The sequence below is a fragment of the Nitrospira sp. genome, assembly GCA_029194675.1.
In the GTDB taxonomy this organism is placed as follows: domain Bacteria; phylum Nitrospirota; class Nitrospiria; order Nitrospirales; family Nitrospiraceae; genus Nitrospira_D.
The window spans coordinates 365,875-389,777 of sequence record JARFXP010000001.1; the positions used below are offsets into that span (position 1 = coordinate 365,875).

Genomic DNA, 23,903 nt, shown 5'->3' on the forward strand with positions numbered 1-23,903 from the left:
CGGAAACGCTCCACCGGGGCTGGGCGTCTGTAGCTGCATGGGCTGTACAAAACCCGGTGGCGAAACGATACCGTCAGCGTTTCCGGCTGAAAGCCGATAAGATCCATTCGTCTTATAAACTGATTGATCCGCAGTAAACCCCGGCATATTCATGGCGCTCATCTGACATCTCCTTTCCGTCAGTCAGGTTCATCGGTCATAGTACGGTCCCATTTTCGTCACCAGGAACGGAAATTCCTCCGTCACGTCGCAGCGGACACAACACTTCTCCGTGTAATCGGTATTGCGGTTGGTATAGGCAAAGATCACATCGACGATGTTGCGCGTGCCGCTCAGGGGCGAGGGACGGACTTCCACTCCGCTGAGTGAACAGTCCTTCGCAAACTGTTCTGCGGCTTTGGCATAGATGGCGTGATACCGCATGGCCAAATAGTTCAAGGCTCGGTGCTCGTCGGTCGCGCCGGCGTTGTCGGTCAGTTGGATCACGCGGTTGAACAGTTCCTCAGCGGCCGGGGCGAACTCTTCGGCCTTTGTCTTTTCCGGCTTGGGAATGGCCTTGATGAGTGCGTCACGATTGAAGGAATAGATCTGGTCGAAGGCGACGATCGGCACCATCAGTCCGTTACACATTTCCGGCGGCGCGATGGGACCACGCATGCCGATGACGACATCGATGTCGTGGGGACTCGGAGCCGGCCGGATGGCTTCCACCAGCAAATCAATATCCGCCGGATCGCGAGGCACCAACAGATAGGTCTCCAACCCTTGAACAGTCAGAACCCAGCAGAGTTGACGCACCAGATACCGGTGTTCGCGCTTGGACAGGACGGCATGGAAGGTCTGTTGATCGGTCTTCCCAGCCGTGTCTGTACGTCCCGTCGCCTGAGCAAATTCCTTCTCTGCCGCGAGGTTCGGGAAGCGGGCTTCGACCCGGCCGATCGCGTAGACATACGAGGGCTTCCCGGGCATACCCGCTGCTCCGCCACAGGTGGCGCAGCCCGCTTGCGGTGCGATCGCGCTGTTGCTATTACGGACTTCAGGGGCTGGTGCAGCCGGCCGCACGTCATGAGCTTTGATCGGTGGGTCCGGTTGTTCGATCGCCTGAGCCGTCGTGTGAGTTGATTCGTTCATCGGCTGTCTCCTTCCTCATAGGTGTGAACGTGATTGACCTGAGATTTCGAATATCTGCAATCTCCTATCGTGACCGTCCTTTCGTAAAGACCATCCAGCGGTTGAGCGCGGCGGCCCGTTGCTGGCAACCGCCACAGGGCTTGATCCCGATGTACGACGTGGCCCGCTTGACCACATCGCCCAAGCCGATCTCCTCGTCGGAGATAAACCCGGGGAGGCGCACTCGGTGCGGAGTCTCTTCACGTTGGTTTGGAGAATCATGGCGTTCGTGTGTCGTTGTCATGAGATTCACCTCCGTGCATTCGTGATAGATAGAGCGTGGTAGGTCGAAGCGGCGTCGAGCAGCGGCGGGACCACTGATGTTCGGCGCGGTTGATGGGCTTGCGTGACGGCCACCTTGATCTGCGCCGCGTTCGCAGCAGGAAATTCCGACCACAAGAGTGCGATGGCTCCGGTGACAAAGGGCACCGCCACACTTGTGCCTCCAAGTGTGAGGGGTTGGCCCTCACTTCCGAGGCTAGTCACGGCATCGCCAGGAGCAGAGAGCCCATGCTTGCCGATGGAGCTACCAAGATTCGACTCGCTTATGGGTCTACCGATTTGGTCACATGCAACCACTGGGATGACCCAGGGATGGCGGGTGATCGCAGAGCTGCCGAGCGTGCTTTGATTGCCTGCAGCGGCAACGACGAGGACCCCACGTCTAGCAGCGTGGTTAAGCGTCTCTTCCAACGCCTGTTCCCCTTTGGTGGAAGGTTGCGCAAGGGCCAGGCTCAAGTTGATGACTTGCGCGCCGGCGTCGATGCACTCCATCACCGCCGCCGCAAGTTCCCCGGGCGTTGCGGTGGGCATGTGCTCACGCCCGGAGGTCATCTCGGTGAAAATGGGACGGACCAGGATGGTGCAGCCGGGGCAAATGGCGGGGGCTGAGGAACTCCGCTTGGCAGAGAGAATGCCGGCGATGAAGGTGCCATGTAGACAGGCGGTGCTCTTGGCCTGAATGCAAGTCCCTCCGTTATGTCCAGCAACTTCACGGAGATGGTCACTGGCGAGATCGGGGTGGTGAGTCAGAACCGGGCCATCGATGAGCCCGATCTGTACATTCGGACTCCCACTCGTGCGCTCCATCAACGCAGTGAGCTGGACTAAGTTCAAAGGGTCCATCAGGAACTGTCCTCGTTGTACAGCCGACCTTGTATCGTTCCCGTTGCTTGTATGAAAGCATTCCTACTGTGAAGTTGATCATAATTGCGGGCTGTTGGTCTTCTCGGCTCCTGCAGGTAACCATTTCAGCTACACATCCTGTGCAGGCATTTGTTATGCCTCTGTCCCAACAAACTGGCCTTCTTGGTTTTTCATATGGTTTCGCGAAGCAGTATGCGGCCTGTGTGGATTCAGGCGAATCTTATCAGATACAGTACGTATCTCATCAGATACATGTTCTTCTTTATATCGTTTCGGGAGCAGCGGGCGGTCTGTGCGGAGTCGCGCGAATCTGATTGGGCATAATTACGTATCCATCCGGATTACCAGCAACAGTGCGGATTGTTTTGGCCGACACCAGGCTCATGAGGGGTTTCTTGAGCCCGATGTCGTCAGTGGATTTCACTCGCTCTCAATCTGTTTCACTATCTCATTCTTTTTTCCGAGCCCTCCGATAAATTTTACAAATTCACCGTTGCGATATAACGCTAGTGCGGGAAGCGACGAGACTTCCAGTTCAGAAGGAATCTGAAAATTTTCGTCCACGTTCATCGTGAGAATAAGGAGGTTCGATCCCAGGTCGGCTTGCAAGCGTTCGAGCTCCGCCATCAAGGTCCGGCAATGACTGCAGCTTGGTTTCCAAAATTCCACCAACACAGGGACGGTGCTTACCGAAACCACCTCATCAAACTCCCGGTCAGTGACGGGTTGGAGCCTGCAACTCATGGTTGCCTGCCTTGCCCCAGCAGCGGCTTCAGGATGTGCGCCACACGCTCGGCCAATAGCCGATACCCAGCGGTGGTCAGGTGAATCCCGTCGTTCGAGTACGTCTCCGCCAACTGGCCGCTCTCAGGATCCACGGTGGCTGCGAAAAGATCGACGCAGGCAAAGCCATTGGAGTAGGCGTACTCTTGGATAAGCCTGTTCAATCGGATTCGGCGGTCGAGATGCTCGGAGATCCACTCTTGGCTTACCGTGCCGCCTGAACCATTCTCTACCCTGATCGAAGGAACCGTCACCGGAATGGGCATAGCTCCTATCGCGAGCGTTTGCTCGTACATCGTGGCCAGATTGCGCATGATTTCCGACGGAGGCGCATTCCATCCCAGATCGTTGGTCCCCCCGAGAATCGGCACATAGCTCGGCCGATGATCGAGCACATCGCGCCGGTATCGCATGACCATTTCGCCAGTCAACTCACCGCAGACCCCAGAGATGCGAACTTGCCCCGAAGGGCCTAAAAAAGATTGCAGAAATTGCCCGTATGGAGTCTCTCGTCCGGTCGGATAGTCTCTGGTCGGCGACTGGAATCCCGCCGTCAGGCTATCGCCGAAACAGATGACGAGTGGAGTTCTACTCATATTGTTGCGGCATCGATTCTACCGATGCCTCCCGTGACAAACAAGCCGCGAATCACGCATATCCAGGGTAGAACGATTGCAAAGAACCTCGATATTCTTGACGAAGTGGTGATCTGCCGGTAGGTCTTACGTATGACGACGGACCTCAAAACGGCTCAAGAAATGATGGCCGCCGCAGTCGCCGCTCGCGCCGCTGAAGACCCGGAGATTGTCTCCGTCAAACGTGTCCTCAAACTGCTGGATAAGACGGCCAAATCGAACCGAACGTACGGCTCAACGAATCCCGTTGCCCAGAAATTTACGCAGCAGCTGTTCGAAGAATTGACCCACCACCTCGAGGCTCATTCAAAATTGGCTTTCCTCGTTCAACGGTCCGAATTGATGTGCAAGGACTATGTCGTGTACCAAGCGGAAAAGGATGGAGGAAGCGAGAGCATCGCCTTCAAACTCTACGCCGACGGCATCCGAGAACTTGTCCTACACCAAGGTCTCACACAGGAGGATCTGTCGCTTTTCCTCACCTCCTTATGGAGCGACGTCGACTCGAATGAAGACGACGATGATATCGTCACCCGCCTTTGGTCTCGGAGTCTGTCGACGATCACTCTCGTGACGGCGGAGGAACTCTCAAACTTTTCAACAGGTAACGACGCCTTTATCCGCCTCGACGGAACCATGAGTTCGTCGGATTCGACGCTCAGAGAATTGCTGGATCGAGAACGGGAACGCAAAAAGCGCAGCGGAGCGGGAACCGATTCCGAGGGTGGAGGTTCCGGGAACGCCAAGAACCGTTTCCAGTCCGGACTTGCGGGCTATGAGGTCACGGAAGAAGAGCTTGCCGCCCTGGCGCAAGAAATCGAGGCAGAGCGAAAACAGGATAGTCTCATGTACATCCTGGACATGCTGACCGCGATCCTCGCATCAGAACAGTCTCCGGCGTTGCTGACGAAACTCTTCAATCTGTGGGGCCACGTCGTGGACTCCCTTCTTCGCGAAGGCAAATGGACGGTGCTGGAGAACGTCTTAAGCCTCCTCCACGAAACGGATGCCGTGCGGCCTGATCTGGACGAGGAACACAAGCAACAGTTGGCCTCGCTCCTCAATGGACTCGGCCGTTCTGAACGGGTGAAGATGATCGAGACCTATCTCAACCGGAGCCCCAACGCCGACGTGAAAGGACTGTCCACCATCCTGCTGCTGATGAAAACGGATGCCGTCCCTTCGCTCTGTTCGCTTCTTGCGAACGTCACATCACCGGTCCACCAAGCCATTGTGTCGGAGGCCCTCGCGGTCTTGGCGACGGATCACCCGGATCCGTTGTTACGAGGACTATCGGATCGAAGGCCTGGGTATGTTCGTAGTCTGCTTTCGATCCTCATCAAGTGGAATAACCCCAAGTTCGCCGATCCGGTCGAAAAATTGATCCGGTATCCCGATGCGCAGGTTCGTCGCGAAGTGGTCCGTGCTCTCGGCTTGTTCCGACCCAACGGCAATGGCACGAAACTCGTCTCCCTCTCGACCGATGAAGACGAAGGGGTCCGCTTTGCCTCGCTCAAGCTGCTCATGTCCGGCCAGTACACCGTTCCCTTCTCCCTTTGGTCTCCTCTTCTGTCGGAAGAAGGGTTCATGGATCGCCCCATCAGTGAACGCCGAGCGATCTTTCAGGCTGTCCGCGCCACATGCGGCGACGAAGCAGTTCCCTATTGGCAAGACCTGATGACCGAATGGGCCTGGATGAATCGGAGGAAAAAAGAAGAGTTGGCGGTCCTCGGAGCAGAAACGCTCGGGAAGCTCGCCACCCCTGCCGCGATCGAGGCTCTCTCACTGGGAGTCAAAAAGGGAAGCGCCGCTGTTCGTCAGGCGTGCGCCGCGGCATTGTCGCAAGCTCAACGGCTACAACGCGGCATCCCGTCCACCGGGGCACCACACTAGGAAGAGTGATCGTGAAGGAACGCCAGCCAAAGTCTCCGCGATACCCGCTCGGCGAAGACAATACGCAGCCGATCCTGACACACGAAAAATCTCTCTCGCAGAAGATCGGCCAAGGATCAGAAGCCGGAGATATTCTCGATCAACAGTTGGTGATGCTGGGATTTCAGCTCATCACCCAGTTGAATACGCTGATTAAGACGTCGAAGATCCATGGCCGGGCCAACGCTGCTCTCGACAAACCCGTCGCAACGATGTTGACCCTCATCGAAACCCTTGCCCACGACCAACCGGTCACCTTGTGGGTGCAGGATGACTTCCTCTTCCTCGGCGACAACCATCTGAAAGTGACGGCGCAACAAATGCTGGTCGTCTCAAGCATCCTTGACGCCTTGAAAAAATGGCGGATCGGCGGGTTAACCTTTTCCTCATCGGTGTCTTCCAAGGACCTTCGCGAGTTCGCCAACCTCTTCGTCAGTCTTGACCCAGCAACGAAGTCGATCGAAGATTTCCGACAGGAATTGACGACCCTAGCCGTAGCCGGCATCGAACTGAAAGACCCTCGATTCCTCAACCTGAAAACAGATCTTCCTGACGAGGGGAATTCGAAGGTTCGGCATAAAGCACGCTCGAAAGCCGCGTACGGGAAAGCCGGCGATGTGGTGGGCAATTTGACTCAATCATCTCGTGACGGCAAAACGCTGAACTTTAAGCAGGCGAAACGTGCCATTCAAAATATCGTCGACTTGATGATGCAGGACGAGCCGATCATGCTGGGCCTCACCACGCTTCGCTGTCACGATCAATACACGCATAACCACTCCGTCAACGTCTCACTGCTCTCCATCGCGCTCGCAAACAGAGCCGGCTATTCGAAAGTCGAGCTGGCCGATCTCGGTTTGGCCGCGTTGTTTCACGACATGGGAAAGTCGACCATTCCCCTTGAAGTCCTGAATAAACCGGGTGAGTTTACCGAAGACGATTGGACGAGAATGCGCAATCACCCGACGGAAGGAGTTTTGAGTCTCACCCAGTTACGCGGTATCACCAACCTTCCATCGCGCATGGCCGCAGCCTCCTTTGAGCACCACATGAACTCGGACTATTCAGGCTATCCCAAATTAAAAACACCATGGACACTTTCTTTAACGGGGCGCATTCTCACGATCGCCGATTGCTACGATGCCATGACGTCTTCCCGCGTCTACCGCCGGGAACCGATGTCACCCTCGAAAGTGCTCAACATGATGCTCGCGAAGTCCGGCAGAAGTTTCGACGCGACCTTGCTCAAACTCTTCGTCAATTGCGTGGGAATTATCCCGATCGGAAGCCTGGTGGTCCTCGACTCCGACGAATTCGCCGTCGTGCTCAAGCCTGCCGTCGACAAGGCCGAGAGCGAGCGGCCGCTCGTCAAAGTCATCACCGATGTGCAGGGGACTCCCATCGATCACGGTCCTGAGCTGGACCTGACCGAGAAAGACGAGGTGGGCGAGTACCGTCACAGCATCATACGCCTGATCGACAATACGGAACACAAATTCGATACCAGCCGTTACTTCCTCTAGCATTGTAACAGGCGCGTCTGTCACCCCCAGCCCAGCTTCCTACCTCGCTTGACAGCCTGAAATCCGATCCTCGACAATGCCTCAATGGGTGGACATATCGTGATCGAACAATTGGAGTTCCGGGGCCGTTGCGGTGTGACGTCCGAGGAACGCGCTCGCCCCCAATCCCTTGCCGTCGATTTGGAATTGGACTGTCGCCTGGAGGCGGCAGGGTTGTCCGACGATCTTGTTCACACGATCGACTATGCGAAAGTGGTTCAGCGTGTCATCGACATTGGAACCGTTCGAGAGTCTCAGCTGCTGGAAACGCTGGCGGAACGACTCCTGATAACACTGTTCGACGAATTCCCGATCAGTCGCATCAAACTGTGGCTGCGGAAGTTGCACCCCCCGATTTCCTTCGTAACCCGCTCCGTCGGGATCTGCATCGAGCGCACAAGACTCGCGCAGCAGGTGGTCCGCGCTGATCCTCCACCGGCCCGGTTTCTCATCCAACAACTTCATCGGCTTCCCAAGGGGAAGGTCCTCGACGTGGCGTCCGGCAGCGGCCGTCACACGCTGTTCCTCGCGTCGCTGGGCTATCAGGTCGAAGCCGTCGATCGCGATGAACAGGCCCTCACACAACTTTCTGCCGTCGCCCGAACACGACAGCTCTCCGGTATCAGCTCGCGAGTGCTTGATTTGGAACCGTCGACGCCGCAGGAGCCGAATCTCGGGCATGAAGCGTACGATGCCATTCTCATCTTCTTTTACCTGAACCGGCCGCTCCTCCCCTATCTCATCGACGCGTTGAAACCCGGCGGTGTCTTGCTGTATGAAACCTTCACCGTCGATAACCACGTCCGGCGCCGACATCCAAAGCGTCAAGAGTTTTGCCTTGCGCCGTGCGAACTCCTGAGCCTCACACCCGGACTCCGCATTCTCCATTACGACGAAGGGCTCCACGAAGGAACGACCGGGTTGGAGTCCGGCTACACGGCCCAATTTGCAGCACAGAAACCCTTGGCTCCAGGAGCATCGATATGAGCCGTCTGGACCTTCATCTGCATACCACCCACTCCGACGGAAGTTGCACGCCCACTGAGGTGGTGAACATGGCACACCACGCGGGGGTGACGGCCTTGGCGATCACCGATCACGACATCACGACGGGTATCGCCGAAGCCATTGCGGCTGGACAACAGTCTGGAATCGAAATCATACCCGGAGTGGAAATCAGCTCGTTGGCCGGCAACTCCGAGTTGCACATTCTTGGGTATTTTCTTGATTGGCAGGACTTTGATTTGCTTGAGCGCTTGAAGGCCCTTCGAGAAGGTCGCCATCGCCGAAACCCTCGGATCATCGAACGATTACAGACCCTCGGGATCGACATTACGTATGACGAAGTCCGTGCACTCGCCGGCACCGATTCGATCGGCAGACCGCATATCGCCCGTGTCTTAATGGACAAGCACGTCGTCGCTTCCGCCAAAGAAGCCTTTGATCGTTTCCTTGCCGAGGGTAGGCCGGCCTACGTTCCTCGGGAACTCCCGAGCCCCGCGGAAGCAATTCGCTGGATCAAAGCGGCTCGCGGACTTGCCGTTCTGGCTCACCCGACGTGGGTCAAGCTTGAAGGTCAGTCTCTGGTTGATCTGGTTCGACAGCTCAAAGCCGACGGGCTCGACGGTGTAGAGGTCTACTACAGCACACATGCTGCGCGGCAGACTCGAGAATACCTCAACCTGGCTCAACAACTCGGCCTGCTGGTCACCGGTGGAAGCGACTTTCATGGTCTCACGAAACCCGACATCGGAGTCGGTATCGGTAAGGGCACGTTGCATATTCCACCCTCACTGCTTCCCAAGATGAAGGAAGCCACCGGGCGACTCTAGCGCAGTATCCTCCGTATATTTCTCCCAATCCATTGACTCCTCTTCGGTATCCGCTAGACTCTGCTTATCTTCTTCAGATCTCGTCACCCATGGTCAACGCGTCGAGCTGGGCCGTTCAATATGTACTTGTCGCACTGGTTGCGCTCTTTGCCGGTCCCGTACTGAGCAAACTGCCGGCGGCGCAGTCGTTTCCTCTCATGTTGTTCGGTCTGACAGGTTCCCAAACCATTCGCCTCATCGTTGAAGGAGTGGGACTGGTCGCTCTTTGCATGCTGTCGCTCCGCGCATTCCGACAGATGCCGGACAACGGACGAGGTTGCTCGTTTCTGCGCCGACTGATCCTTCCGGTCACGACCCTGTTCATTGTGATCGTGATGGATAAGAGTCTCCGGGTTGCCGGGCTTTCGCTTCTCGACCCTGTCGGACCCACACGGTATACCAAGGTCTACGCTGCGTCATTGACGCTGATCGGGCTCTGGATCACCGTCACGTGGCTCCTGCACCTCGATGCCCTTCACCGTTTCTTTGTGAGACCTGTGCCATCGACTCGACGCCAAGAACCTGCAGCGCCGGTCGAAGGTGCCGACGAAATCGACCCAGCACAAGAAAGCAGCCCGTCCGAGATCGCAGCGCAGATCCTCACCACAGAAAATGGTCCACCCGGTATACTCGGCCGATACAAGGTGTTAAAGGAGTTAGGACGAGGCTCGATGGGAGTGGTGTACCTTGGGAAGGACCCGACGATCCAACGATTCGTGGCGATCAAAACTATGCGACTCGGCGAGATCGACGACCGCGATAAACTGCAGGAAGTGAAGGCTCGGTTCTTTCGTGAGGCCGAATCGACCGGACGATTGTCTCACTCCAATATCGTCACGATCTTCGACGCAGGGGAAGAACACGACCTCGGCTATATCGCCATGGAACTACTCCAGGGCACCACGCTCACGCAATGGTCACGGAAACCGAATCTTCTGGCGCTCGAAAAAGTGATCTCGATACTGGCGACCGTCGCCGAAGCGATGGACTATGCTCACCAGCAGGGCGTTGTACATCGCGACATCAAACCCGCGAACATCATGCTGACCACCGATCGGGTCGTTAAGATCATGGACTTCGGCATCGCCAAGATGGCGACGTCGTCGAAAACTCAGACGAATATCGTGCTGGGAACTCCCATGTACATGTCCCCCGAGCAGATCGCCGGAAAGAAAGTGGATGGGCGATCCGATATTTTTTCGCTCGCCGTCGTCATGTTCGAACTCCTGACCGGTCGCCCACCCTTTATTGCTGATAACGTCTCGGCACTGCTGTTTGCCATCGCTCACACACCGCATCTCAGCGTAAAAGCGATCAGGCCCGATCTCCCTCCTGCCATAAAAGAAGTCCTGGATCGAGCGTTGCACAAAGACCCGGTCCACCGCTATCGCCGCGCCGGCGAGTTCGCCATGGAACTTCGGTCCTGCCTCGAAGGATTGGCCGCGTAACTACATGTGCTGCGTCTCTGGATTCTCCACGGGAGTTTCGCTTTCCAACCGACTCTTCCCGATCGCTGTCTAGGAATCGCGTTGCGTCGACATTCGAAAGCGACACAAGCAACGCCACGCGGCCGGCGTGCTGATGTACGAATCTTCAGTTTCGGAGATGAAGGTGCCCTTTGGGCAAGCTTTGGTAGCAACCTTCTGAGAGATCCTGTTCGTGTTCCTGCAAACATTGCAGAATGCGGCCATCACCCGGCTGCACTGTCAAACAGAGCCGCTTCACATCTTCGACGCAGGCAAGCTTATATCCCTCAGCTTCCCTCCAGCGTACCAGCCGTTGCCGGACGATCTCTTGACATGGCGCATCCAACCGCTTGAGGCGTTGCATCGCGCAACGCCGCCGATCTCCACCCGCCAGAGAATCGGGGCAGTACCGCTGGACTTCGGCCTCGCACTTCACTTCTGCGATTTCCCTGGCACGCCTGTCATGCGGGACAGACAATCCACCAAACGTGGTCACAGATGACGAGTCTGTCGTTCCCGTCGAGCTTTCGGTAGCTGGGCTGACCATGCCTGGGATCGTCAGGTCGAGCATAGGTACGCGCTGCGTTTCATCAATTGATGAAGCCGATTGCGCCGAGAGGAGCTCTTCCTTCGATGGGAAATGTGCCCAGATGATGGTCCAGACTAGGATCAGCCCTACTACTGAGATGGAGTTCGTGACGGCTTTTCCGGATCGTTCCTGAGTGTGAGGAGTCTTCATTGCGGTGAGGATAGAATAAAGTTGCAGGAAAATCATCGAAACGGGAGTTTCGTGCAAGACCATGCCGCCGACCGAACAGATAGTTCGAAAGCTACGCGGAAAAGACAAGGCGGAGTGGATGGAACTAGTTGTCCGGGGTTTCCACGATGTGGTTCTCGAACCTGGTACAACCTTCTGCCAATAACCGATTGGTCAACATCTCACCCGGCCATTCAATCGGCAGATCGGCGGTGAAAACCCAGACATCGGGAGAAGTCCAGGCAGGGCCGTGTTCGTCCGGAAGCTCCGGATCGAACAGGTCGGTCCACACAGGCATGTAGACCCCATTTCCACATTGTGTGTGAAGGTGCACGATGGTGCGAGACCTGACCAGCGGATCCAGTTCCCTCCACACAGCGGCGGTCTCATCGGCAAGGTGATGGAGGCGCACTGCATTCTGCGCGTCGAACATGGCATAGGCGGCATACACCGGAGCCTCAATCGTGTCCGGCGCACATGCCAGCTCGGGACATTGCTTCTTCAGCACGTCGAGGACCTCACGACGCTGTCGATCCTCCCACGCATCGGGCAAACCTGGATCCGGTGCGCCGATCAGCTCAAACAGAAGGAACGCGGTATTTTCGACCGGAGGAAGCAAGCGCGCCGCCACGGATTGGACATGCCTGGAATCTGCGACCGTCACAAGGTGGTCATGGAGTAATTGAAGACTCAACATTTCCAGGGTGGCATCGGTCAAGAGGCGCGATTCCACGCGAACAACCGTTCCAGCAGGGAGCTGGAGGGACTTGTGCAAGAGATCGGCCGTGGCGATCGGATCAATCTTCAACTTGAGTGGGGCGGCGAGGTTCGCCTGCAGTGGAAGCTCAAGAGCAGCCATCGTCGCATAAGCTGGCTTTTCATCGTTCTGTCCGTCCAACAGCAAGGTGCAACTTGCCTCGGCGACCCGATCGAATAGCCATTCGGCCATCTCTTCGTCGAGCGCCGCCAGGACGGTCAGTAGATCGTGCTCCCGTCCTTGCTCGAGAAACGCCTGCAAGGTATCGATCGCATCATCGGTGTCGCCATGATCGTGGCGACGCGCATTGATGAGATGAATCAGGTCCCGTGTGAGTGGATCGGGGCGAGACCAGCCTAACATCGAAGCTCCCTACTGTACGAACCAATGGTCACGGCTCGATAATTCAGAAAGCATGTTGCCAAACTTTCCCTCCCCATGCAAGCGCCGTGACGATTACTCGCGACTCGCCACGCACCGATCGAGGCACGTCTCTATTCTCCGATAATCTTCACCAGAACCCGCTTACGACGACGTCCGTCGAACTCGCCATAAAAAATACGCTCCCAAGGACCAAAGTCGAGTTTTCCCTCCGTGAGGGCGACGACGACCTCTCGCCCCATCACCTGTCGCTTCAGATGAGCATCACCGTTGTCTTCGCCTGTGTCGTGATGCCGATACACCGCCTCCTGAGGAGCGAGCCGCTCCAAGAAATCGTCATAGTCCTGCAATAGGCCGGACTCATCGTCATTGATGTATACACTGGCCGTGATGTGCATGGCGTTCACCAGTACGAAGCCTTCCCGTACTCCGCTCTTCTTTACCACTGCCTCCACCTGAGGCGTGATATTGATGTAGGCCCGTCTGGTCTTCGTCTCGAACCAGAGTTCTTCACGGTAGGACTTCATGATCGTTGACCGCAGCATTGTGCCTGCCGCATCGCCAGACATGCAAGAGGCTCAAGCGATCTTCGCCTTCCTACTGATCGGTGAACTTGGCCGCAAAGCGTCGACCGTTTTTCGCTCCGGCAGTCGAAAGCATCGGGTCCGGTCCTGCTCTCACGTTCAATCTTGTCGAGTGCCCATCCGCACCCAACAAACCTGTCAAAAGCTCCTACAAAATTGACAGTCCCTCGCCTTGGTGATAAGTACCGTTTCAGATTCTATGACGCTGTCCGCTGGAGGGAGGTGCTCGATGTTTGCTATCGCTAGAGGTCCGTCGTTCGTCGGCAGTCCTCTGAATTGGAATCTATTTTTTGCTCGTCAGCCGGAACCGGATCTTGAATTCACGGAAGAGGAGTTGGAACAGACAACCACGATTCGATCACCTTCCCCCATGAAGCCGCCCAGGAAATCGAGTGGGCGCCCTCTTCTGTGGGTAGTCCTGTTAGTCTTGATCGGCGCCGGCGCCTATATCGCGATAGAGTCGGAGATGATCATGGACTATGTCGGCCCGCTTCTCGGCGAATCGCCGGCTCCGCAACCACCGCCGCCTATCGCCCGAAAACCGGCGCCACCGAAGCCGGTGCCACCTGTCCCGGCTGCTCAGCCTCAAGCCGCTACTTCGACTCCGGCCCCTGCAGCACCAGTCGAGGTCCCACAAGCTGCTGCGCCGATGACGACTCCCGTTCCTGCTCCTCCATCGACCCAGCCGATGCCGACAGCCTCGGCTCCGACACAAGCCGCGCCGCAACCGACACCATCACCCGCTGTACCAGTCACCGCTTCACCGACTCCGCTGTTCAGCGAAGGCCAGCGGGTCAGTGTACTGCCGAATCCCGCCGCGCCCAGTGAAAAAGTCGTTCTTCACCAGGATGCAGAAGGAACCAGACCGGGACCGTCCATTCCACCGGGAACCGCCCTCACGATTCTCGACGGCGACCTGCAGGCCGACGGCTGGGTCTATTCCGTGCGCAGCGACTTCGGCACGAAAGGTTGGTTGACTGAGAAGCAGCTTCAATTGAAACCCTAATCATCCGATCGCGCCATTCTCGCCACGCACAGGGGAGCGGCGGTCATATCGTCGCCCCCTGTGCTATAATGCCGCCCGTTCACGCCTCCATCGTGTAGGTGAAACATCACAAGCTTCAGGAATCCATGCGCGCAGTGATCTTCGACTTCGACGGAGTCATCGCCGACACCGAGCCGCTTCATTTTGAATGTCTGCGCCGGACGCTCGCAGACATCCAGATCACTCTGACCGAGGCAGACTATTACGCTGACTATCTTGGCTTCGACGATCGTGGATGTATTCTTGAAGCACTACGAATCAATCGACGGCCGGTCTCTCCCTCACTCGTCGAGGAGTTGATGGCGAAAAAAGCTGCCGCTTATTTGACCTCGATCAAGGATCACCTCGTGATTTTTCCGGGTGTCAGAGAATTTGTCGAAGCAGCCGCAGCCGCCTACCCCATTGCCATCGCCTCAGGTGCCTTGCGTGCTGAGATCGAATTGGTGCTGGAACAGATCGGGATCCGAAAAGCGTTTCGTCGCATTACCAGCGCGGAGGATGTCACGTGCGGCAAACCAAATCCGGAGCCGTTCCTGCACGCCCTGGCCGGATTGAACCGTCGACACTCCGCCGCTCCGATCACGCCGGATGCCTGTTTGGCCATCGAAGACTCGCTCCCCGGCATCCGGGCCGCACGATCAGCGAGAATGAAGGTCTTGGCGGTAGCCAATACGCATACCGTACAAGACCTTCACGAGGCCGATGCAATCAGCTATAGTTTGAGCGAAACGCGCCTCGAGGAGTTGCGCACCCGCTTATGGCCGACATAAGCCTGAGACAACGATGAGAATCTGCTCACTCATCCCCGGGGCGACGGAAGTGGTCGCCGCTCTCGACTTGGCCGACCAACTGGTCGGCATCAGCCACGAATGCGACTTCCCTGCCTCGGTTCGACACATTCCTGTCATGATCGAACCCATGGTTGGAAAGGACGGAAGTTCCGGTAGGGAAATCGACAGACAGGTCAAAGAGCTCGTGGCATCAGGACAGCGGCTTTACCGACTCAACGAGGGCGCGCTTTGCCGGGCCTGTCCGGACCTTATTTTGACACAAGACCTATGTCACGTCTGCTCGATCACACCGGACCAACTGACACGCGCGATCAAGTCCCTTCAGCATCGACCCGAGGTACTCACACTCAGCCCGACGACGTTGGACGGCGTGATCGATGATATGGAGCGCATCGCCCAAGCGGCAGGCGTACTCGAGAAAGGACGGGCACTCACCCAGGAACTCCGGCGTCGAGTGGGCCAGGTGCGCGAAGAGGTCGGCAGGACATCATCGCGCCCTCGAGTGGTATGTCTTGAATGGCTGGATCCTCTCTATGTCGCAGGCCATTGGGTTCCGGAAATGGTTGAGCTGGCCGGTGGCCGCAATGTCCTTGGGTCTCAAGACGTCCCATCGCATGAAACCACGTGGCAGGCCGTCGAAGCCGCTCGCCCGGATGTGATCCTTGTCATGCCCTGCGGGTACTCCGTCGAGCGGACGGTCAATGAGCTCAGGCGCATGGGACCAACCGGTGACATATGGCGGCGGGCTTGTGAACAGCGGGCGGATCTCTACGTCGTCGATGCGGCATCCTTCTTCAGCCGCCCAGGCCCTCGACTCGTCGACGGGGTGGAGCTGCTCGCGGCCATTCTGCACCCGACCTCGGACCATCCTATCGACCGAGCCAAAGCGATCAAACTTGAGGCCACCACCCTCACGGAGAGCTGCCCGTCATGACGGTCTCTGATGCTCAAACTTATTGCACCGACTACACGAAGCAAAGCGGCAGCAACTTTTACTATTCGTTCCTCTTCCTTCCCAAAGCCAAACGCGACGCCATGTACACGGTCTATGCCTTCTGCAAGGCCGTCGACAGCGCCGTCGACGAACCGAACGCCGGTAGCAGCCCAAAAGATGAACTCAAGCGTTGGCGTGAGGAACTTGAGGCGGTGTATTCGGGCACCCCGACCAGTCCCATCATGGTGAGCCTCGCTCACCATGTGAAGGCCTTGGGTATTCCAAAGGCGTACTTCGAGGAACTGATCAAGGGCGTCGAGATGGATTTGTTCAACAATCGCTATGTCACGTTCGATGAGCTGTCGCTCTATTGCTATCGCGTCGCCTCCGTAGTAGGGCTCATCTGTTTGCATGTATTCGGCGTTACATCGGCGCGCGCACAGGATTATGCGGTGGCACTCGGCATGGCCTTTCAACTGACCAACATCCTCCGTGATGTCGGAACGGATGCCGCCGAAAGTCGTATCTATCTGCCGCTGGACGACTTACGGAAGTGGAATCATTCGGAAAAAGCCATACTCAATCGAAGCTATTCTCCAGAGTTCCGCGCGTTGATGGAATATGAGGCGTCTCAAGCACACCACTATTATAAGCGAGCCGATGCGGCCCTCATGGGACTCTCGCCTCAAGAGCGCCGCGCGTTGACGGTCGCGGAAATCATGCGTGGTATTTACAGTCGGATTTTGGAACGGATCGAACGGTCGAACTATCAGGTCTTCGGACCGCGTATTAGCCTCACCACCACCCAACGTGTGGTTATCGCCCTACGTATTTGGCTTCGCTCTCGATTCTTGTGACCGCGCCGCCCTCACAAACCGTTCTCATTCTCGGCGCAGGCCTGGCCGGTCTGACAACTGCGTACCATCTCAGTCAACAGGGCTACCAGGTCACCCTGCTCGATCATCCCGACTGGCTCGATGGATTCCGGACCAGCGTATTCCAACCAGCTCCGATTGTTCTGGGATGTCACCATGAGACCAGGCTGGTCCTTCGTACACTTGATCGAGAAGAACCTTCTGAATCCGACCGAACGATTCCATTGGAATTTCGGCTTCCCGATGGGCAAATCGTCCCCTATCAGTCGGCCCGCCTCCCCGGCGCCTTTCAGTGGATGATGAGTCTCTTCAGCTTTCACGGCCTTTCCTGGCAGGATCGGTGGAGACTCTTCTCCCATGTCGAACAAATATGGGAACAAGCCCAAACCCTCCCGGCAGATTTAGAGAATCGGACTGGGGACGAATGGCTGACGGCAATCGGACAGAGTTCCGAAGCGCGAGAGCGCATCTGGGCTCCGCTCGCTCAATGGTTGACCGGCAACGAACTGGCCCGTCTCTCCGCCGCGACTTTCGTCCATCTACTTTCAACCGTGTTTCTGCGCGACGCGTCGGACGCGAGGCTCACACACCTGTCCGGTTCCGTCGACCACCGGTTCATCGAGCCCATGAAACAGACGTTCCAACCAGGTAATGTACGCATTGTCTCCTTGCCCCATCGGCCTACTCTTCGGTTTGGACAGAACGGTGTGAGCGAAATCCGTCTTCAGGACGACAGCAGGCTGCGGGCCAACCGGTACGTCATTGCGCTGTCCTATCAGAATCTATTGAAGTTGCTGCCGGAACGGCTGCTAACACGCTACGCCTACTTCGCACAGATCACCGAGCTCAAAAGCTTGAGCGAAGTAGTTATTGAAGTGACCTGCCCGGCTACGGAGCAAAGGCCTCGTCTGCTCCTCTTCTCAGGCCGACCATTCCATCAGCTCACTAGCGCATCGCTCGAGTCCGACGAGATCGGATATCGACTGTCTGCCGTTGGAAACTCGCTCGCTGAGTTGAACAACGATCAGTTGATCGAAGCAGCCCAGACCGAGATGTGCGAGTTGTTCTCAGGAACGGCCAGGAAGGATGTGATCGTTCGATCAATCTTTCGTGAAACCAACGCTGCCATTGTACTTGCACCGGGCGCTGCGCGATTGAGACCGCTCCAACAAAGTCCCGTTCAGAACTTGCTCGTCAGCGGGGCATGGACCGACACCGGATGGCCCGCCAATCTTGAGAGCGCGCTCGTCAGCGCCCGTCGCTGCGCAGAGCTCATCGCCGGCCGCGGAGCTTGACTGCGCGACTAGGGAATGGCACGAAGGCGAGACTGGCAACTCATCGGGTCTGCTGCTGCTTCTTCTTATCTATCTCGTCGCCTCCCTCAGACGTAATTGATCGATATGCAGCGTGATGCCCAATCCGGCGTGCCAATGAACAATCCCTTCATCGTTCACCTCCCCTTTTGAAGTGGGCTCGCATTCTACAGCGGCCCGCTCCCTTGGCGAACAGTTCTCGATATAGATCTGATCATCCGAATATCCTTTCGCCGGATTTGACTTCTGATGCCGGCAAACGAAGTGCGCTTCGGGGAACCACCCAAATACGTAAGAAATACATGGCACCGCGATGGCACCGCATTTGCGATAACCCGTGCGTATTCGACGTTCTCATGCGTCACAACCGCCGGTCCATTCAACGAAGGAGGACACCATGCATGATCTCGATCACACGCAGATGGAAAACCGGGGACCGTGAATAAATGGGGAATATAGAAGCGGGTGATGGATCCGCCGGTGATGCATCATCGTGAATTGTTGTTCATCAACAAGCTTGAGGAGGAATGCCATGCACGATATCGATCGTACACAAACGGAATACAACCCAGAGACAGGATTTGAATCGGAGCAGTTCGAGTCGGAGCAGTTTGAATCGGAGCAGTTTGAGTATGGTGAAACAGCTGAATGGGGAGAAGTATTTAACGAAACCGAGCTAATGGAGATAGCAGCAGAATTGCTTGAGGTCAGAGACGAGGCCGAACTTGACCGATTTCTCGGTGACCTCATCAAAAAGGCCGGAGGCGCAATTCGCAAGGTCGTAAAGTCACCTGTGGGCCAGGCCATCGGAGGGATTCTCAAAGGCGCCGCCAAGAAGGCATTGCCCATTGCCGGGGGGGCCCTCGGTGGTTGGGTGGGAGGACCGCTTGGCGCCAAAATCGGAAGCGGCCTCGCGTCCATGGCTGGCAAGGCGTTAGGTCTCGAACTCGAGGCTCTGAGCGCGGAGGACCGTGAGTTCGAGGGGGCAAAACAATTTGTGCGTTTCGCCGGCGAAGCGGTGAAGAACGCCGCCGCCGCCCCACCCACCACCAATCCAAGGGCGGTGGCCAATGCCTCGGCGGCAGCAGCCGCGCGGAAATTTGCTCCTGGGTTCTTGACAGGAGCGGCAGGGGCGGCAATCCCATCGGCCGCATTGCTTTCTGGACGCGGCCGTAGCGGACGGTGGATCCGTCGAGGCAACCGTATCATCCTGTTCGGAGTGTGAACCATGATCGCCATCGGTCCGCTCGCATCATGGATGTTGGAACAAGAGGCGCGCGCATTGCTCACCCGGTTGGACCGGGTCAAATCTTTCGCACTGTACGAACCGATGTTGCCGGCAGCGGACATCTTACCCGACGCGCACACCGCGATCGAGACATATCTGGCGAAAGGGCGCCGTGAGCTGTATGACCTCGTTCACGGATTTTTGAGATGGCTACACGGGCCCCAGGGCCGCCGAGCCGCGCCGGCCGATGCTCACCGCCGGTTCGCGTTTCTCCGCCTCAAGTTCAACATCGTGCTCACGCAGTTTGACCTATTCAGTGATGTGCTCACGCAGCGCAGCGAAAACGAAACCGGAGTCTGGTTATCGGGCCTCGATATCGCCTCAGCCGATGCCTTGGCCTTGCCCGGTGACTATTACAAGGCACCGCCCGTGATCTGTTACCTCGATCGCGGAGTGGGAGCAGCCATCCGGCGGGCACGGACGCGAATGCCCGGCGGAGGGGACAATCCCGTTGCCATCATTCGTGTGCCGCGCGAGCGCATGGTCGGCAGCGGGATTGCCTCGTCCCTGGTCCATGAAGTGGGGCATCAGGCTGCAGTGCTGCTCGATCTGGTCAATTCGCTGCGGCCGGTATTGGGCGGGCTACAACGTGGGAGCGGTGGAGACCCCATCGTGTGGCGGATCTGGGATCGTTGGATCTCGGAGATCCTCGCCGACTTTTGGTCGGTGGCCAGGGTGGGAGTGGCATCGACGATGGGCCTGATGGGCGTCGTCAGCCTCCCGCGCGCCTTCGTGTTCCGGTTGAGCCTGGACGATCCGCACCCTGCACCCTGGCTCCGCGTCAAGTTGAGCTGTGCGATGGGGAACGCGCTGTACCCGCATCCTCAATGGGAGCGACTGGCAACGCTATGGGAATCCTACTATCCGATCGAGGGGCTCCATCCAGAACGCAAAGCGCTGCTCACAAAACTCCAAGCGAGCATGCCCGGCTTCGTGTCGCTGCTGGTGCACCATCGGCCGGCGGCCTTACGAGGCCGCTCGCTGATCGAGGCGCTGGATGTACTGAAACGGCAGCCGGCTCGCCTCGCCTCACTCTTTCAGCTCTGGCGCAAAGCGCCGGCAGCGATGTATCGGGCTGCGCCTTCGCTCGTGTTTGCCGTCATCGGTCAGGCACGAGCGGACGGCATGATTACTCCGGAATCAGAGAGCGCCTTGTTGGCGAAGTTGCTCACCCACTGGGCGTTGCGCGCCACGCTGGATATTTCAGCCGCCTGCGCAACAAGACCGGCGCAGGTGCGCCGATCAGCTGTACAATTTCAGGCTTACGTAGTTTGATGACCAAGGAGGATGACATGGGTACGGAAAACGGTGCACAAAGCGGAACTCTCAAAATCTGTCTAGCAGACCAATCCGGCATGCACGCTCCCATCAGAGACGCTACCGTGAAGGTGTTACGCAACACGGCAGGGAGCTCGGCGCAACAAGGAAAGGGTTACGAGGAGGGTGAAGGAAGAAAGAAGGGACAACCGGCACAGCACGTGGACACGAGCGCTTCTGAGCTGGTGCGTGAAGGGAAAACCGACGCCGGCGGTTGTTTTTCTTACAACACCAAGTCGGGGAGCTACCGTGTTGTATGCGAGGCATTCGGGAAACAGGATACACAGGACGTTACGGTCACGGCCGGATGCGCAACGGCAGTCGATTGCCGGCTGGATCTGGGGTTCTCGGTTGAGACCGTGGTACCGAAAGACGACTGTACAAGGATCCCGTGCGGAGAGGTTCGACAAGGTAAAGCGATGTATGTGCGGGTCCTTCGCAATCAGGATCTGCCGCAAGGATCGGAGCTGAGGCTGAGCGTGACTCGTGGCACTCTCTTGACCACATCCGAGGAATACGAATCGAACAATCAAATCGTGCGCGAATATGTCTATGACAGCAAGGGCGTGAGCGGTGCCATCCGATTCAAGGCAGTCCTGAAACACAACCCAGAAGTGGTAATTAACGCCGACGTAGTCGTGCTGCCGGATGTGCAGAGCGTCACAGCCAACACTACGACTACCATGTCACGCACCGAGACCGAGCCCACCGACGATTTGCCCCTTTGGGTCGTAATCCGCAATAGCACGGAGGCGCTGTCGTTCAACAACTATCTGCGCTTCATGGACTGGATCTTCTGCGGGAAGGACGATCGAGCAAACTTGAAGGAGTTCGAGCTGGGCCGATTCAACAATAAGCGGGCGGCATACCGCGATTTAAGGGGCAAGCGCTCCCTACCTTTTACCGATACCGATGCCTACCGTGTCGTGAAGGCCGCCACTGAGGCTTTCGTCATGGTGAACTGCGGAGTCTTCAGCGATCCACAGCCCTTTACCGCTCAAAATGATCGAGATCTCGATGAAGACTACCTGGACCGTAGAGACATCCCGGTCCCGGGAAATGGTCTCCGGCAAGCACTCGGGGCCGACTACCTTGAGACTGTAGATGGGACGTCGACACTGCCCTATTTGGCGATCATCCGAAGGAAACTGCCCGACATCCCGATCAAGACTACGCAGTTCGAGGAAATCGATGGGGCTGAAGCTACGGCAGACAACTGCTTCGGGATCCTGCAAGAGAAGCTTGCCAATCCTTGCCTGCTAGAGCTCATTTGGTCCTACTGGCATGAAGAAGGCATGCTCGTACAAACGGTCAACGCCATCACCCGGCGATTTCAGAACGTGCGGGGACTGTCCATGGACCCCCTCTCCAACCTAGAGATCGATCCTCTCCGCCCGCTCAACAATCTGTTTTGGGGCTATATTCAAGATGAACAGCACCGGCTGACGGTGCCGCGACGGAATTACGAGTACGATCATCACTACGGACTACGCTTGGAAGGTCAGGCAGTACAACAATTCAGGCCTGCAGACACCCGATCCAAATTCTTGGAGTCTTTCCATCACCTATTACGTCTCTGCACGGTCTTCTACAAGCAGGACGATGACACGACCGTGAAGGCGGACGCATTTCCGGTACTCAACGCACTCAAGGAAACCCACTTGATCTTGTCTCAGGGCGCACACAACCAGTTCGGGGATCTGCCCTCGACTGCACGCGTCGAAATGTTGATGCAGGAATGGCTGCTCGCTCGGCCCGAGTTCCGGGAATACCTGCCGGCACGGATCATGGTGGCCTATCCCGAGCCCTGGATGGATCGCGTTGATGCCATGAAAAAATTGCAGGGCTGGAGCGATACGAGCGTGCTGCACTTCCGGAACCTTGGCATCTTCGGCGAGCAGCTTCTGCTGTCGATCCGTTGGGGAGCCTGGAGTGATATACAAGAGCCGATTCAGGCGTTCAATTGGGCGCGGTTCTTCCGTCCCCAGGTCCAGGGTTACATCCATGCGTACCGGGCCGTCACCGGCGTGGACCTCGCAGCCGAAACGGTGGACACACAGGTGAATGCCACCCTGCCGTCGGTCTTGCTCAAGAAGCGGCTGGCGATGCAGACACGGGCGTGAGATGGATCGGCCGTGATCGACTATACCTCGGCGCTTTACCTAGGCATGCGCCACCCCAGCTGGTCACTGCGGCCATGGGTTCAACTCACGATGGGCCGACCAGCGGCGCTAGCCTCGCCGCCGAATACGAGTGTAGTAGCCGAGCAGCTCGCAAAGTTACTCGGCCGTAAGCGCGCGACGCTCATGCCCTCGACACTGCATCTGTTCTGGGATCTGTTTACGATACTCGCGAGCAAGAGGATAGTGATCTACATGGACGCCGGAACCTACGCAATTGTGAGATGGGGTGTCGAACGAGCGGCAGCACGCGGCACTCCGGTACGGACTTTTCGGCATCACGACCCTGATGCATTGCATAACCACTTGAAGCGAGACGCGCGGCGGGGAATGCGGCCAATAGTGGTGGCGGATGGTCTCTGCCCGGCCTGCGGCGACTCCGCTCCGATCACAGCCTATCTCGAAAATGTACGTCCCTATGGTGGACTCTTGGTGCTGGACGATACTCAGGCCCTAGGCATCCTTGGGCACGGGCCAGAACCTGATGCACCTTACGGGTGGGGCGGCGGAGGCTCGCTGCCTTGGCACCGTGTGAGCAGCCCGGACGTCATCGTTGGCAGTTCATTGGCGAAGGGCTTCGGTGTGCCGGTGGCGGTGTTGGCTGGTAGCGAGACGATGGTCGGACGTTTCGAGCAAGCGAGTGAGACAAGGGCGCATTGCAGCCCCCCGTCGAATGCGGTGATCCACGCGGCGGAGCATGCCTTGGCTATCAATGAAGAACAGGGGGATGGCTTACGGCTACGACTGTGGGAGCTAGTTTCTCGGTTCAGCAAGGGCTTGGCTCAAGCTGGGCTGTCCTTGCATGGCGGACAATTCCCGGTACAGACCCTGAAGCCGGTGCCTGGCCTGGATCCAGTGAGGCTGCACGAGGAGTTGCTGCAGCGAGGTATCAGAACAGTCCTGCACCGCGCGCGCGATGGGTTCAGGGCGCAGATCAGTTTCCTCATCACGGCGCTGCACCGTTTTCACGACATCGACGAAGCAACGGATGCCGTGAGGCGAGTTGCGCAACTTAGGCAAACGACACTCGTATCGCCGGAGGGAAGCGATGAGAAATCCATTCAATTTTGAGGCCGAGCCGTTGAAAGGCGACACCAGCTGCGGATGTCAGCCCCT

General features: G+C 57.3%; 22 protein-coding genes. 14 read left to right on the forward strand and 8 right to left on the reverse strand.

The window, feature by feature from the left end; all coding sequences use genetic code 11:
* Positions 1 to 189: 189 nt before the first annotated feature.
* The 5 genes from P0120_01695 to P0120_01715 all read right to left on the reverse strand — a co-directional run bounded on the left by P0120_01695 (position 190) and on the right by P0120_01715 (position 3,695).
* On the reverse strand, positions 190 to 1,131 hold the full coding sequence (locus tag P0120_01695; protein MDF0673043.1) for a hypothetical protein: 942 nt from the start codon (positions 1,129 to 1,131) through the stop codon (positions 190 to 192).
* A gap of 64 nt (positions 1,132 to 1,195) precedes the next feature.
* A complete protein-coding gene (locus P0120_01700) occupies positions 1,196 to 1,414 on the reverse strand; it encodes a hypothetical protein (protein MDF0673044.1) in 219 nt (72 codons plus the stop codon).
* Positions 1,415 to 1,419: 5 nt separating this feature from the next.
* Positions 1,420 to 2,295: a S8 family serine peptidase gene (locus tag P0120_01705; GenBank protein ID MDF0673045.1), complete on the reverse strand. Its 876-nt coding sequence runs from the start codon at positions 2,293 to 2,295 to the stop codon at positions 1,420 to 1,422.
* A 441-nt stretch (positions 2,296 to 2,736) separates the two neighbouring features.
* On the reverse strand, positions 2,737 to 3,060 hold the full coding sequence (locus P0120_01710; GenBank protein ID MDF0673046.1) for a thioredoxin domain-containing protein: 324 nt from the start codon (positions 3,058 to 3,060) through the stop codon (positions 2,737 to 2,739).
* The gene (locus tag P0120_01715) at positions 3,057 to 3,695 is read right to left on the reverse strand and encodes a GDSL-type esterase/lipase family protein (protein MDF0673047.1); all 639 of its coding nucleotides are present in this window, start codon (positions 3,693 to 3,695) and stop codon (positions 3,057 to 3,059) included. Before P0120_01715 ends, P0120_01710 begins: the two co-directional genes overlap by 4 nt.
* A gap of 132 nt (positions 3,696 to 3,827) precedes the next feature.
* Between P0120_01715 and P0120_01720 the strand changes: the two genes are divergently transcribed.
* From P0120_01720 to P0120_01740, 5 genes are all read left to right on the forward strand, one after another.
* Positions 3,828 to 5,627, forward strand: coding sequence for a HEAT repeat domain-containing protein (locus tag P0120_01720; GenBank protein ID MDF0673048.1), 1,800 nt, complete (start codon positions 3,828 to 3,830; stop codon positions 5,625 to 5,627).
* 11 nt (positions 5,628 to 5,638) lie between these two features.
* Positions 5,639 to 7,189 (forward strand): HD domain-containing protein, encoded by a 1,551-nt coding sequence (locus tag P0120_01725; protein ID MDF0673049.1) that lies wholly within the window; start codon positions 5,639 to 5,641, stop codon positions 7,187 to 7,189.
* Positions 7,190 to 7,273: 84 nt separating this feature from the next.
* Positions 7,274 to 8,215, forward strand: coding sequence for a dihydroneopterin aldolase (gene folB, locus P0120_01730; protein MDF0673050.1), 942 nt, complete (start codon positions 7,274 to 7,276; stop codon positions 8,213 to 8,215).
* The gene (locus tag P0120_01735; GenBank protein ID MDF0673051.1) at positions 8,212 to 9,060 is read left to right on the forward strand and encodes a PHP domain-containing protein; all 849 of its coding nucleotides are present in this window, start codon (positions 8,212 to 8,214) and stop codon (positions 9,058 to 9,060) included. Before folB ends, P0120_01735 begins: the two co-directional genes overlap by 4 nt.
* Positions 9,061 to 9,149: 89 nt before the next feature.
* A complete protein-coding gene (locus tag P0120_01740; GenBank protein MDF0673052.1) occupies positions 9,150 to 10,547 on the forward strand; it encodes a serine/threonine-protein kinase in 1,398 nt (465 codons plus the stop codon).
* Between the two features lie 145 nt (positions 10,548 to 10,692).
* Here the strand turns inward: P0120_01740 and P0120_01745 are convergent, their stop codons facing one another.
* The 3 genes from P0120_01745 to P0120_01755 all read right to left on the reverse strand — a co-directional run bounded on the left by P0120_01745 (position 10,693) and on the right by P0120_01755 (position 13,005).
* Positions 10,693 to 11,367, reverse strand: a complete 675-nt coding sequence (locus P0120_01745) for a cysteine rich repeat-containing protein (protein MDF0673053.1) — start codon at positions 11,365 to 11,367, stop codon at positions 10,693 to 10,695.
* A 61-nt stretch (positions 11,368 to 11,428) separates the two neighbouring features.
* A complete protein-coding gene (locus tag P0120_01750; GenBank protein MDF0673054.1) occupies positions 11,429 to 12,442 on the reverse strand; it encodes a hypothetical protein in 1,014 nt (337 codons plus the stop codon).
* A gap of 131 nt (positions 12,443 to 12,573) precedes the next feature.
* The gene (locus P0120_01755) at positions 12,574 to 13,005 is read right to left on the reverse strand and encodes a secondary thiamine-phosphate synthase enzyme YjbQ (protein ID MDF0673055.1); all 432 of its coding nucleotides are present in this window, start codon (positions 13,003 to 13,005) and stop codon (positions 12,574 to 12,576) included.
* A 268-nt stretch (positions 13,006 to 13,273) separates the two neighbouring features.
* On the opposite strand from P0120_01755, the gene P0120_01760 reads away from it, so the two are divergent.
* The 9 genes from P0120_01760 (at position 13,274) to P0120_01800 (ending at position 23,858) form a co-directional block, all read left to right on the forward strand.
* Positions 13,274 to 14,050 (forward strand): hypothetical protein, encoded by a 777-nt coding sequence (locus P0120_01760; GenBank protein ID MDF0673056.1) that lies wholly within the window; start codon positions 13,274 to 13,276, stop codon positions 14,048 to 14,050.
* 125 nt (positions 14,051 to 14,175) lie between these two features.
* Entirely contained in the window at positions 14,176 to 14,859 is a 684-nt protein-coding gene (locus tag P0120_01765; GenBank protein ID MDF0673057.1) for an HAD family phosphatase, read from the forward strand.
* Between the two features lie 13 nt (positions 14,860 to 14,872).
* Positions 14,873 to 15,814 (forward strand): cobalamin-binding protein, encoded by a 942-nt coding sequence (locus P0120_01770; protein MDF0673058.1) that lies wholly within the window; start codon positions 14,873 to 14,875, stop codon positions 15,812 to 15,814.
* On the forward strand, positions 15,811 to 16,671 hold the full coding sequence (hpnD, locus tag P0120_01775) for a presqualene diphosphate synthase HpnD (protein MDF0673059.1): 861 nt from the start codon (positions 15,811 to 15,813) through the stop codon (positions 16,669 to 16,671). Before P0120_01770 ends, hpnD begins: the two co-directional genes overlap by 4 nt.
* Positions 16,647 to 17,984, forward strand: a complete 1,338-nt coding sequence (locus tag P0120_01780; GenBank protein MDF0673060.1) for an FAD-dependent oxidoreductase — start codon at positions 16,647 to 16,649, stop codon at positions 17,982 to 17,984. Before hpnD ends, P0120_01780 begins: the two co-directional genes overlap by 25 nt.
* A gap of 550 nt (positions 17,985 to 18,534) precedes the next feature.
* Positions 18,535 to 19,227, forward strand: coding sequence for a hypothetical protein (locus P0120_01785; protein ID MDF0673061.1), 693 nt, complete (start codon positions 18,535 to 18,537; stop codon positions 19,225 to 19,227).
* Between the two features lie 3 nt (positions 19,228 to 19,230).
* The gene (locus P0120_01790; protein ID MDF0673062.1) at positions 19,231 to 20,565 is read left to right on the forward strand and encodes a hypothetical protein; all 1,335 of its coding nucleotides are present in this window, start codon (positions 19,231 to 19,233) and stop codon (positions 20,563 to 20,565) included.
* Positions 20,566 to 20,582: 17 nt separating this feature from the next.
* Positions 20,583 to 22,730 (forward strand): hypothetical protein, encoded by a 2,148-nt coding sequence (locus tag P0120_01795; GenBank protein ID MDF0673063.1) that lies wholly within the window; start codon positions 20,583 to 20,585, stop codon positions 22,728 to 22,730.
* Positions 22,731 to 22,742: 12 nt separating this feature from the next.
* Entirely contained in the window at positions 22,743 to 23,858 is a 1,116-nt protein-coding gene (locus P0120_01800) for a hypothetical protein (protein ID MDF0673064.1), read from the forward strand.
* Positions 23,859 to 23,903 lie beyond the last annotated feature (45 nt).